Genomic DNA, 12780 nt, shown 5'->3' with positions numbered 1-12780 from the left:
TTAGGGCAGCGAGTCATTTACTGCACTGTAATATCGCAATAAGTATGCAAATTTGCACAAAATTGTCATTTGCATTCATTTATTGACATTTCGCATTAATAAATAAGATTATCACGTTTATATATGTGACTAATATCACAAAAATGCTTTATTTAAATCAACATTTAAAATATCTTTAACCTGCTTCACATAAATCAATCAGGGTTCTGTCCATGATTGCATGATGAAAATGACAGATGAATGCAAATTTGCATTAATAAGAAAACGGAATAACTCACAGCAAGAAAATAACCCCCGTTAACCGCGACAGGGGATTTACGTCATTAATCAAACATGAGATGTGCTCATCAACGGAGAGGTTTATGATGCGTTCCAACACCGCGTTATTTTTTTCCGCCCTTGCACTGGGGTTATTCAGCAACAGCGTGTTAGCCGCTAAAACGCAAATAACATTTTTATATAGTGACGACGATCCCGAATTAGTGCATTTCATGGAACAGAAAGTAAAAGCGTTCTCCCAAAGCAATGAGCGCATTGATGTGAATTTTGTCAGCACCGGCTATAACGCGCTGCAAACGCAGTTGCCGATGCAGTTGGCGGCGGGCTTAGGCCCGGATATTGCCAAAACCACGCAAATGGGGCTGCTCGGCTATACGCTGGATTTGCGCCCTTACCTGAAAGACCCCGCCGCCTTTGAGAAACGCTACAGCGCTGGCATCGAAAAAATCATGCGCGTGAAAGGCGTGCACAAAGCGGATGCGCTGCCGGGCTTTGTCGCGTCTTGGACCGCCGATCTGCCGTTCGTTAACGTGACACTGTTTGAACAGGCGGGCGTGCCCCTGCCACAACCGGGCTACACGATTGATGACTTGATGAAAGCCTCGAAGCGGGTCGCAGAAAAAACCGGCGTGCATATCCCCTTCACCATCGACCGCAGCGGTTTCCGCTTCTCCGGCCCTGCTTACTCTTACGGCGCACGTTACGATAAAGACGGGCTGATCAACTTCCCAGACGCCGCCGCACAACAGTGGATTAAAGATCTGAAACGCTGGTCGGATGAAGGCGTATTCCCGCGTGAAATGTGGGGCGCAGCAGGCGGTGGTCAGTACAAGAGCATGGCGGACGATTTCGTGAACGGCAACATCGTGACCTACTTCTCCGGCAACTGGCTGTTGAACCAGTTCAGTAAGCAAATTGGCGACGGTTTTGACTGGAAAGTGCTGCCTGCGCCGTGCAAAGAGAAATGCATCTCGATGGGCGGTGCGACCTTCATCATGCCGTTTACCACCACCAAGCACCCGCAAGAAGTCGCCGAATTCATGGAGTGGCTGGGCAGCGAACCGCTACAACGTGAGATTGCCGAACGCTTCAATATCATCGTCGGCGCGGATATTACCGATCTGCACTACCAGACTAAAGATAAACACGTGATCGACGGCCTGAACACCGCGCGCGAAGAGATCAAAAAGATCCCGTCTTACGTCTTTGATTGGGAACGTATGGAAAGTCTGGGTGCGAACGAGCTGTACCCGATCATTCTGACGCGCTTTACCCAATACCTGAACGATCAGGTGTCGTTTGATGAGTATCTGCGCCTGACGTCAAACGATGTGAAGCGCCTCAACGAAACGATCGCGACCAATCAACAACAGCGGAAAAACGCACCGTGAAATGGCAACTGAGGGCGATCGACATCGATGGCGATCGTCCCTTTGATCGTATTAGCGAAAGCACGATATGCGAACAGCGCTGGCCGGGACAACATCGCTATTTGCTCGTCACTGGCGGCTTTACCCGGCTGCTGCACTGGCATGACGGCCTTCTGACCTGTCGCGGCGGCGACTGCTTTCCTATCGGCACCCCGGCCAGTCTGTCGCGGCTGGGGCTGTGGGCGGTACAGGAGATGCTTCAGGCCGTGGAAGGCATCACGCCACTTACGCCGTTCAGTGACACGCTGTTCCTGCACTTCAATAAACAGGTCGATCGGGTCATCGACTGGTCAAAACAGGCGCAGGCCGCTGATTACACCACGCTCGGGCACGTTGTGCTGGCGCATCCACAGGATGCACTGTCGGTGCAGTTGCTGACCCGCTGCGCTGGCGAGCTGGCTCTGCTGCTCAACAACCTGCCGGACTCACAGACTGAACCCGTCAGCCTCAGCGGCGATCTGGCGGTGGCCTGCCTTCCCTATCTGGATTCTGGAGCGCACGCATCATGACGACATGGTTCTATGCCGGTGTAGATGGCGGCGGCACAGGCTGTCGGGCACGTATTTATCAGGCCGACGGTACGCCGCTCGGTCAGGGACACGGCGGTCGTGCCAATCTGCTGCTCGGCGTGGAAAGCGTGCGCCAGTCGGTGGACGATGCCATCACGCAGGCGTTGAAGCACAGCGGGCTATCGCCGGATGACGCATACCAGCTGAAAGTCGGGCTGGCACTCGCCAGCGCAGAACACCGCGCCGCCTACGAGGCGTTTCTGGCGTTGCCACATCCTTACGCGACGCAGGTGCTCAACACCGATGCGCTGGGTGCCTGTCTGGCCGTTAATCAAGGGAAAGACGCAGCCGTGGTCATTGCCGGAACCGGCTCCTGCGGGCTGGCGTGGCAGAACCAGACGATTACCGCCTACGGCGGCCATGAATTCCCGATTTCCGATCAGGGCAGCGGCGCACGCCTCGGGCTGGCGGCGTTGCAACACACCTATAATGTGCTGCAAGGCTGGTGCGCGCCGTCTGCGCTCAGTCAGCGTATCGACGATTTCTTTTCCGCCAGTACAGCGCCCGCGCAAGCCGCCAACACGCTTGAGGCATTCCAGACGTTTAGCCAGCAGGCGAAACCGGGCGACTATGCACAGTTCGCCCGCCACGTATTTGACTGCGCTCAGCAGGACGATGCCGTTTCTCATGCGCTGCTAGCGCAGACAGCCAGCGAAATCAGCCTGCTATTGGCCGCCGTGGCACGCCACGCAACACCTCGCCTGTCGCTCATGGGCAGCATCGGCCTGCATATTCGGCCCTGGCTGCCAGACGAGTGGCAATCCCACCTCGCCGCCCCGATGGGCGATGCGCTCGATGGCGCACGATTGATTGCCTGTCATGATTATGCGTTATACCGCTAGTCCTTTGGGTTCGACCAGCAGCCCCACCTATGGAGATTAATCATGGAACCACTCACTCGCAGAACCTTCGTCAAGCTCGGTGCTGGCAGCGCCATTACGCTGGCTGGCGGTTTTTTTCATGCTAACGCCGAATCAGCAGCGCCCGCTAGTCCGCTGCGCATTGCCATTATTTCGGATGTCCACGTCCACAATATCTACGGCAACTACGATTTTGACGGCCTGCCCGATGCGCAGACCGGAAAGAAGCTGACCATTCGCACCCTGAAAGATTCGGTGAATTCGACCCGTATCTTCAATGAGCCCTACTTTGCGCTGCTCGCCGCGCTGGACGAACTGGCAAAACAGCAGGTGAAATACGTGGTGCTGTCCGGCGATTATTCAGATGACGGCCAACAGCCTACCGTTGAAGGCATTGCCGCCATCCTGACGCAGTATGAACAGCGCCACGGCATGCGCTTCTTCGCCACGCCGGGCAACCATGATGTCAATCGTCCACAGGGCGATGATTCGTGGCAAAGGATGCTCAACGCCGACGGCAGCAGCACCATGCTGAGCAGCAAGCCCGGCGTTAAGCTTGGCGACGCGCAGTCGCTGATTGTCACGGCTAAGATGCAGGCACTCGGCTATGAACGCGGCCTGCCGCTGATGAAGCCGTTTGGTTTCTTTAAACGCGACGACTTCCTGCACTGGGAAACGCCGTTTGGCGACAGTGACGAACTCAGTAAACGCCAGTATCTCGCCCGTTCACCGGACGGCAGCAAGCAGTGGGACATTGTGGACGCGTCCTATCTGGTGGAGCCGGAAGCGGGACTGTGGCTGCTTTCCATCGATGCCAACGTGTATCAGGTCAAAGACGGCCCGGAGAAACGTGAAGGGATTGAAGGCTATTCCACCAGCAGCAACACGGGCTGGAACGCCTTGCTGACCGAGAAACCGTTCATGCTGCCGTGGGTGAAATCGGTGGTACAGCGGGCGAAAGCGCAGAATAAGAAGCTGCTGGTGTTCTCACACTATCCGCTGGTCGATTTCCTCGACGGCACGGTGGAGGACGAAAAACAGCTGTTTGGCAGCAACAGCTTCATTAAACGCACGCCACGGCCGGAGGTTGCCGAGCAGGCGCTGGCGGCTGGAATCCGCCTGCACTTCAGCGGCCACCTGCACGTCAATGACACTGGCGTGTATCGCGGTTCACAGGGGACACTAGTGAATGTGGCGGTGCCGTCGCTGGCCGCTTACCCGCCCGCGATGAAACTGGCGACGCTGCATAGCGATCGCGTCGATATCGACACGCTGGTTCTGCGCAACGTGCCGCAGTTCAACCATCTGTTCCCGTTTTATCAGAAAGAGCTGGAGCGCACCGGTGAGCCGCTGGGCGACATTCTGAAAAGCCGCGATTATTACGACTTCCTGCACCATCATCTGGCGCTGCTGGTACGCCAGCGTTTTCTGGTGAAAGACTGGCCGGAAGATTTATCGCCTCTCATCAATACGCTGAACTGCGGCGATCTGCTGTGGATCGCCCAGCAGCAGGATCCACTCAGCGCCAAAACGCTGCCTGACGCCGCTGAGCGCAAACCAAAGGCGGTAGCAGGCACAGATGGGTTACAGGATATTTCACTGCTCACGCTGGTGACCGACTGGTATTGCCTGCGCAACGGCAGCGATCTCGCCTGGCAGGATATTCCGGCAGCGCGGGTGAAGCAGTACCGCGCCCTGCTGGCGGCCTACACGCCAACAGCTACGCTACCGCCGGACAGCCTGCAATACCGCTTCGGCCTAATGCTAAAAATCCTCGCCGGTTACATCAACGATGAGCCTGCAACTCGCTTTGTGGTTGATATGCAGGGGAATTTCATCACAGTGTGATGTGTTCATGGAATTGGCTTTTAGTCACATGGGTTATGGTTATGCAGATGCGAGAGCGTTTCGTGCGCTTCGAACATTGTTCTTTTCATGCTACGTCGTAGCACGCGCCCGACATAGGGGGCTACGCCAGCCCCCTATGAACCTCGGCTTTTTGGCGGAAATTATGCCGCTAAAGCGGTGCCTTCGTCGGTATCAGGCTTAGAGGACCGCTTGCGACACGCTCCCGACGTGGCGCAAGCTTGAGCCGCGTCCATGCGGCTCATCCTAAGCCTGCTATCTCCTCAGCATAATTTTTTACGCCGTGAAAAGAAGTGCCATCGCGATATGAGTTGGCTGGGGTTTGTCAGCAGTGCGACGCACGAAATATTCCCCCAAACCAAACCTAATCGACTTACATACTTTCTTACCTATTACCCCTATCGTCATCGATAAAAATCGGTATGTTATAATATAACAAATTAGCTTTTTACCGATGATAATGACAAGTTTTTACTCCCTCTCCGCGCTTAAGCGCGTGTTACTGGTTTCCCTGCTGTTGGTGCTGTTGTGGCTATTGGTCGGGTGGGCGGTGGTGTTGCCATGATTGCCCTACAGGAACTGGCCATTGGCTATCGTCGTCAGCCGCCTCTCGCGACAATCAGCGGATGTTTCCATCAGGGTTCGCTGACGGCGATTATCGGCGCAAACGGCTGCGGAAAATCCACATTACTGAAAACGCTGGCTGGCCTGCTGCCACCGCTTTCCGGCTCATTCCGCCTCGGCGATGACAGCAAAGATAATGCCATCGGCTATTTGCCGCAGCTCTCTGAATTCGATCGGCAGTTCCCTATCAGCGTACGCGATCTGGTACTCATGGGGTCATTGCCCCATCGCGGCTTGCTGCGGAGTATCAACGCCAACTGGCATAGAAAAGCGACCGATGCGCTCGACGCCGTCTCCATGGCGGATTTCGCCGATCGGCATATTGGCGTCCTGTCCGGTGGGCAGCTACAGCGCGTGCTCTTCGCGCGGCTACTGCTGACACAGGCTCCCATCATTCTGCTGGATGAACCTTTTACCGGCATCGATAGCCAAACCACGCAGGCGCTTTTACAGACAATCGAGCAGCTTCACGCCGAAGGAAGAACCATTCTGGCCGTTTTGCACGATCTGGAACTGGTCAGTCAGCACTTCCCGAACATCTTGCATCTCACTCCGGACGGCCATCGCTGGGGAGATGCTCAGCCCATACTACATAGCCTGCGCAAGGCCGACAGCGATACGCCAACGCTCAGGATCGTCACGTCATGATGTTATTTCACCTGATCACCTCTCCTTTTGCCGAATTCGGTTTTATGCGTCGTGCGCTGGTCGGCTGTCTGGTCATCACGCTAAGCGCCGCGCCGCTGGGCTGTTTCCTGCTGCTGCGGCGCATGAGCCTGATTGGCGATGCACTGTCGCACGCGGTCTTACCCGGTGTCGCCATCGGCTATCTCATCTCCGGGATGTCGCTGCTGGCGATGGGAATCGGCGGCTTTATCGCCGGACTGGCCGTCGCCATGCTCTCCGGCTTCGTCACCCGCCACACGGAATTAAAAGAGGACGCCAGCTTTGCCGGATTTTACCTCGGCTCGCTGGCGCTCGGCGTCACGCTGGTGTCACTGCGCGGATCCAGCGTCGATCTGCTGCATGTGCTGTTCGGGTCGATCCTCGCAGTGGATCGCGCCGCGCTGATCGACATTGCGCTGATCGGATCGACCTCTTTGCTGGTGCTGGCTGTGCTCTATCGGGCGCTGGTGATTGAATCGTTTGATGTGACCTTCCTGCGCATCAGTTCAGGCCGCTATCGGGCGTTGATCCATGGCCTATTTCTGTCGCTGGTGGTGCTGAATCTGGTCGCCGGGTTCCAGCTGCTAGGCACACTGATGACGGTCGGCATGATGATGCTACCTGCCGCCAGCGCACGCTTCTGGACGCAGCGTCTGCCCGTCATGCTCGGCATTGCGGTGCTACAGGGAATGGCCGCCAGCCTAATCGGCCTGCTGTGGTCTTACTATGCCGAACTGCCCGCTGGCCCCGCCATCATCCTGACGATGACGCTGTTTTTCTGTTTCTCGGTCTGTGTTGGTCACCACGGTGGGCTGTTACGCCAGCGTCGTTGACCGATGAATCTCGTTGTTTGTAACTTTCTGTGAGGGAAAAATGAAACGTTCACTGTTAGCTATCGCGTTATCCGGCCTGCTGCTTAGCCCATTGGCGATGGCAAAGAATCTTGATGTGGTTGCCAGCTTTTCCGTACTTGGCGATATGGTGAGCCATATCGGCGGCGATCGTGTGACCGTGACCGATCTGGTGAAACCGAATGGCGATCCGCATGAGTTTGAACCGTCGCCGAAAGACAGCAAAACGCTGGCTCACGCCGATCTGGTTTTCGTTAACGGGCTGGGGCTGGAAGGGTGGATCGATCGACTGGTCACCGCATCCGGTTACCGTGGCGACGTCGTGACAGCCTCAAACGGCATTGCCACCCGCACCATGGTGGAAGATGGCAAAACGGAAACCGATCCCCATGCCTGGAACAGCATGAGCAACGGTGTGGTCTACGCGCACAACATCGTCAACGCGCTGGTGAAAGCCGACCCAGCGAATGCCGATTACTATCGTCAGCAGGGCGACGCCTACATCAGGCAGCTACAGGATCTGGACAGCTACGCGAAGAAAACCTTTGCCGCTATTCCACCAGAAAAGCGTAAGGTGCTGACTAGCCATGACGCGTTTGGCTATTTCAGCCAGGCCTACGGCGTGAAGTTCCTGTCGCCGGTAGGCTACTCGACCGAAACGGAAGCCAGCAGCAAAAAAGTGGCCTCGCTGATTAAGCAAATTAAACAAGAGAAAGTGAAAAGCTACTTCATTGAAAACCAGACCGATGCACGTCTGGTGAAACAAATCGCCGATGCCAGCGGCGCGCAGCCCGGTGGTGAACTGTACCCGGAAGCCCTGACCGACGCTTCTGGCCCTGCCGCAACGTATACCGCGGCGTTTAAGCACAACGTCGATACCCTCGCGGCCAGCATGAAGTAGATACGTAAGATTTAGCCAGCACACAGGGGAAAAGGAAAGACAGCGCCACGGATGGCACCTCCCTCGCTTACACCAGCGTCAGATTGAACGTTTTACCTTTCAGTTGCTCCTGCACCTCGGGCGCGAGCGCATTGTCGGTGATGATGTCGGTCAGTTCAGATAGCGGCATGACGCAGAACAGCGAATAGGCGCCGTATTTACTGCTGTCCGCCAGCAGTATCCGGCGGCTAGCATTTACGCCGAGATCTTGCTTCACGCCCGCTTTTTCTTCCGTCGGCGTAGTGATCCCTTTATCCAGACTCCATGAGTTGCAACTGATAAACGCGATATCGGGATAGATGCTGCGTAACAGACGGCGACCGTGCTCACCAATGCAGGACTGGCTGCTGTCATCAATACGCCCACCGATAATCGTCACTTCGATCTGCTTAAATTCAGACAGGAACAGCGCAATTTGCAAATCGGCAGTAATCACGCGCAGCGGCAAATGCGTCAGGTGACGCGCCAATTCCAGCATGGTCGTTCCTGCATCCAGCACCACTGCGCTGCCCGGTTTAACCAGCGTTGCGGCATAGCGCGCTATCGCTTGCTTCTCCTGAAGGCTGCGCTGTAATTTTTCATTCGTGGTCGGCTGGGAAGGAATAAAACGATTGAGCGTCACGCCGCCATGACTGCGACTAATCACGCCCTGCTCATCCAACTTGATTAAATCACGGCGGATCGTCGCTGGGGAAGCGTCGATCACGGACACCAACTCATCTACCGTCACCAGATTATGGCTTTTCAGATAATCCATAATCTGATCAAGACGGCTCTGGCCTCGTACTTTATCCCCGCTCATGCGGAAAGCATCGGTTAATGTAGGATCCACGGCGATATCCATCTTGCTGTCATAAAGTTACTGTAAATTGTTGGTTGCAGGATACCAGAAACCTTCCCGAACGCGGGAAGGAAGATATCCTGCAATGCGCGCTGTATCGCGTTTTATTCGCTTACAAAACCCATGCATCAACGGTGATAAGTTACCGTCAATCAGGCCAGTTGCATCGCGAGTTGGATAGAGATCGCCATACTTTCAGACTTCGCTTTCCCCGTCCAGGCAATGTCAAACGCCGTGCCGTGGTCAGCAGAGGTGCGGATGAATGGCAATCCGGCAGTGATATTCACCCCATCATAGAAACCCAGCAGCTTGAGCGGAATGTGTCCCTGATCGTGATACATCGCCACGACCATATCGTACTGGCCTTCATACGCCTGCAAATAGACGGTATCCGGTGGGCACGGACCATAAACATCAATGCCTTTGGCCTTCATAGCTTCAACCGATGGCGACACGATGGTGATCTCTTCGTCACCAAACAGGCCGTTCTCGCCCGCGTGCGGGTTAACCCCGGCAACAGCGATACGCGGGTGGGTAAAACCGACGCGTTTGAGGAAAACATCCGCCATCTCGATCACCGTTTCCACGCGATCGCGGTTCAGCGTATCCAGGAATTTACGCAGCGCGATGTGCGTTGAAACATGAATAACCTTCAACTTATCGGTATACAGCACCATCGCGTAGTCACGGCTGTTGGTCAGCTTAGCCAGCAGCTCGGTGTGACCCGGATAAATATGCCCCGCCGAGTGCAGCGCCTCTTTATTCAGCGGCGCGGTCGCAATCGCGTGGACTTCACCCGCCATCGCCAGCGCCGTCGCTTTCTTGATGCAGCGATAAGCCAAATCGCCCGCCTGTGCCTGAACGACACCAGGCTCCAGCGCCTGAGGATTTTCCAGCGGCTCATCAATGATGTTGATGACGCCCGGCGCGAAGACCGCGTCAGCCGGCTTATCAATGATTTTCAGCTCTACGGCGGGCACCACATTCAGCGCCAGAATACGTCGCATCGTCTGTACGCAGCCCACCACCACGGCAGGCGCGCCGGAAAGCTCGCCTTCGGCCAGAGACTTGATAATAATTTCCGGTCCAATCCCCGCCGGATCACCCATGGTTACCGCAATAATTTTACTCACTGACCTTCTCCTCAATAAAACGTAAAACGTCGAGCAAAGTAGTTTCGTTGCCAAAACCCCCCGCTTTAGTCATCACAGGGGTCGTGCCGACAACGCTGTTCAGCAGATATCCCCAGGGCACACAGGATGCGATTTGCCCTTTAATCTGAAAGCCGGTCGCGCCCAGTGCGGTTGCCACAGCAATCGCAATGTCACCACCGGATAAATACAGCCCCCCCAGCAAACACCGGTTCGTTCTGTCCGCTGTCAAGCTGTCTAGCGCCTGAACAATGCTGCGCGTAAGTTCCCCCAGATAGTGGCTGATCGTTTCGCCAAGCTGCTGTCGGCTAAGCCCAAGCTGCTGGCACCGCGCATCGATTTCGAAGCGCTGATTGTCGTTGTGACAGGTACGAATAATGCAATGGTGGCCGTTCATCAGCGCGGTTACCGCCTCTTCACACTGGGAGGCCATGACGGTGGATGAATGGGGTGAAAAGAGCGCGTTGATATCGATCTCAACCAGCGTGACATCGCTGCGCAATCTAACGGTCGCAATCTGTTTTTGAGCGATATCGCTCATTGACCCGACGACAGCCAGCAGCGGCTTCTCCGTTTTGCGCGTAAAATCCTGCACGTTTGCCAGCGCTTCGCTCAGGCCAGCCGAACCGACCAGCAAGGGGCGAAACGGTAACGCCCTAGCGGCGTCAACGATATGCGCCAGATCGTCCTGCACATCCGTATCCAGAATAATCAGACGTACGCCCTCGTCCGCCAACTGCTGTAAACGCTGGACTAAATTGGCCCGACGGACGTCATCAAGGTGTATTTCCGCCACCGGTAACGCGGTTTGCTCGGCCAGACGGGCCGCGATAGAAGCCGAGGCCACCGGCGTTTTGGGATCGCTGGCAAACTCCGTGTTGGTAAGCAAACGACCATTTACCCAGACCTCGCCTTTGCGGGTCACACGTCCCAGCGTCGGCGACGCAGCGGCAATCAGCGCGACGGGCACGGCTGCCGCAGACAACGCCGCAGCAATTTCCGCGCCTAGATTTCCACGCAGCGTCGAGTCAATCTTCTTGATAATCCAGCCTTGCCCGCCTGCGGCCTGCCAGGCTGCAACCGCTTCTGCGGTACGTTGAGACGCTATATCATCACGCGCCGCACGGCTATCTGTGTTGATTACCACCGCATCGTCCAGTAAATCCGCATGCAGTTTATTAACGTCAAAGACGACGCTAACCCGCGCGCCATGCTGCGCCAAACCGACGCCCGCATCATTGGCACCCGTAAAGTCATCAGCGACCACTAATACCTGTTCTGCTGATTGCTGCACGTTCGACATACTCCATCCCCGGTTCATGATTACCTGATGATGATTATATTGAATCACGTTTGATTATATGTGAGCAATATCAAATTATTTAAAAGGAATTTCACCTATAAATTATCACCACGATGTGGCAAATGGCGTTTAGACGCGATGGGAATCACGTCATTTGACTGAAAGTAATCACCATCGCAACGATTATCATCATAGCGATAACGCTCTGGCGAAAGAGAAAAGGCAAGGTAATAAGCATGAATATCAATAGCACTATCCTCAGCGGTTACCGGGTACTTCAGGACATTAGTCACCTGTTGGCAGGGAAACAGCACGTTTTATTTGTCACCGACAAAAACATCGTCGGGCTGCCTGACGTTCAGGCGCTGATCGCACAAGTTAAGCAAGCCGTTCCGCAGGTTCTGTTGGTTGATCATGTCCCTGCCGAGCCAAGCCAGCACGACGTTGCCCAAATACTGAGTCAGCTCACACAAACCCAGACCGATCTGGTGATCGGCGTCGGTGGCGGTAGTGTGCTGGATGTCGCCAAACTGCTTTCCGTACTGTGCGCGGGCGATGACACCGTTACGCTGGATAGCCTGCTGGCAGGGGAAAAACCGACGCGCCGCACAACATCCCTGCTCATCCCGACCACCGCAGGAACCGGTTCAGAAGCCACGCCGAATGCCATTCTGGCGATCCCAGAAAAAGAGACCAAAGTCGGCATTATTACGCCGGTGATGCTGCCGGACTACGTTGCGCTGGTGCCGGAGCTGACCATCAGCATGCCGTCACATATCGCCGCTTCAACCGGTATTGATGCGCTCTGCCACTTGATTGAGTGTTTCACCTCAACGATTGCCAACCCGGTCAGCGATAACTACGCGCTGATTGGCCTGAAAAAGCTGTTTGCCAACCTCGAAACCTCCGTGCGCGAGCCGAGCAACATGGAAGCCAAGCTGAACATGCTGTGGGCGTCCTACTACGGCGGTGCCGCCATTGCCCACTCCGGTACGCATCTGGTGCACGCCATGTCTTACCCGCTGGGCGGCAAGTACCACATCCCACACGGCGTGGCGAACGCTATCCTGCTCGCCCCTTGCATGCGTTTCGTGCAGGACGCCGCACAGGACAAATTCGCCCAGGCGTATGACCTTCTGCCGGATGCCGATCTGACGCTGAGTACCGCGGAAAAAGCGCAGGCGCTGGTGACCTACTTCAGTGAGTTGGTTAAACGCCTCAACCTGCCCAACACCTTACAGCAGCTCGGCGTGGAAAAAGATCACCTGCCGTATCTGGTTGATGCCGCGTTACAGGTTCAGCGCCTGATGAAAAACGTGCCAACACAGGTCAGCGCCGACGATGTTCGTGAGGTTTACCTGACCCTGTTTTAACCATACGCGATCGTTTAAGCATCGAGA

Annotated in this window: 11 protein-coding genes; 8 read left to right on the top strand and 3 right to left on the bottom strand. The window is 55.6% G+C overall.

Going from position 1 to position 12780, the window contains the following annotated elements:
- Nucleotides 1-362: 362 nt before the first annotated feature.
- The 7 genes from H0247_RS05225 (at nt 363) to H0247_RS05195 (ending at nt 8046) form a co-directional block, all read left to right on the top strand.
- On the top strand, nt 363-1670 hold the full coding sequence (locus tag H0247_RS05225) for an ABC transporter substrate-binding protein (RefSeq protein ID WP_180741583.1): 1308 nt from the start codon (nt 363-365) through the stop codon (nt 1668-1670).
- Complete coding sequence (locus H0247_RS05220) at nt 1667-2218, top strand: glucosamine kinase (protein WP_180741582.1); 552 nt, start codon at nt 1667-1669, stop codon at nt 2216-2218. Before H0247_RS05225 ends, H0247_RS05220 begins: the two co-directional genes overlap by 4 nt.
- Entirely contained in the window at nt 2215-3120 is a 906-nt protein-coding gene (locus H0247_RS05215; protein ID WP_180741581.1) for a BadF/BadG/BcrA/BcrD ATPase family protein, read from the top strand. Before H0247_RS05220 ends, H0247_RS05215 begins: the two co-directional genes overlap by 4 nt.
- 42 nt (nt 3121-3162) lie before the next feature.
- Nucleotides 3163-4986 carry a metallophosphoesterase gene (locus tag H0247_RS05210; protein ID WP_180741580.1) on the top strand — a complete coding sequence of 608 codons (1824 nt, stop codon included), beginning with the start codon at nt 3163-3165 and terminating at the stop codon, nt 4984-4986.
- A 579-nt stretch (nt 4987-5565) separates the two neighbouring features.
- A complete protein-coding gene (locus tag H0247_RS05205) occupies nt 5566-6276 on the top strand; it encodes a metal ABC transporter ATP-binding protein (RefSeq protein ID WP_180741722.1) in 711 nt (236 codons plus the stop codon).
- Entirely contained in the window at nt 6273-7127 is an 855-nt protein-coding gene (locus H0247_RS05200) for a metal ABC transporter permease (protein ID WP_180741579.1), read from the top strand. Before H0247_RS05205 ends, H0247_RS05200 begins: the two co-directional genes overlap by 4 nt.
- Before the next feature lie 40 nt (nt 7128-7167).
- Nucleotides 7168-8046, top strand: coding sequence for a metal ABC transporter substrate-binding protein (locus H0247_RS05195; protein WP_180741578.1), 879 nt, complete (start codon nt 7168-7170; stop codon nt 8044-8046).
- 67 nt (nt 8047-8113) lie between these two features.
- Here the strand turns inward: H0247_RS05195 and H0247_RS05190 are convergent, their stop codons facing one another.
- From H0247_RS05190 to dtnK, 3 genes are all read right to left on the bottom strand, one after another.
- Nucleotides 8114-8929, bottom strand: a complete 816-nt coding sequence (locus tag H0247_RS05190) for a DeoR/GlpR family DNA-binding transcription regulator (RefSeq protein ID WP_180741577.1) — start codon at nt 8927-8929, stop codon at nt 8114-8116.
- Between the two features lie 149 nt (nt 8930-9078).
- Nucleotides 9079-10059: a D-threonate 4-phosphate dehydrogenase gene (locus H0247_RS05185; protein WP_180741576.1), complete on the bottom strand. Its 981-nt coding sequence runs from the start codon at nt 10057-10059 to the stop codon at nt 9079-9081.
- Nucleotides 10052-11380 carry a D-threonate kinase gene (dtnK, locus tag H0247_RS05180; RefSeq protein ID WP_180741575.1) on the bottom strand — a complete coding sequence of 443 codons (1329 nt, stop codon included), beginning with the start codon at nt 11378-11380 and terminating at the stop codon, nt 10052-10054. The genes H0247_RS05185 and dtnK overlap by 8 nt, the downstream gene beginning before the upstream one ends.
- Nucleotides 11381-11616: 236 nt before the next feature.
- Here dtnK and H0247_RS05175 point away from each other — a divergent pair, with 236 nt between their 5' ends.
- On the top strand, nt 11617-12753 hold the full coding sequence (locus H0247_RS05175) for an iron-containing alcohol dehydrogenase (protein WP_180741574.1): 1137 nt from the start codon (nt 11617-11619) through the stop codon (nt 12751-12753).
- The last annotated feature ends 27 nt before the right edge of the window (nt 12754-12780 follow it).

Source organism: Pectobacterium sp. CFBP8739 (assembly GCF_013449375.1).
Lineage (GTDB): Bacteria > Pseudomonadota > Gammaproteobacteria > Enterobacterales > Enterobacteriaceae > Pectobacterium.
Note: the sequence above shows the minus strand (reverse complement) of the source record. Positions and strands in the feature narration are given on the sequence as shown.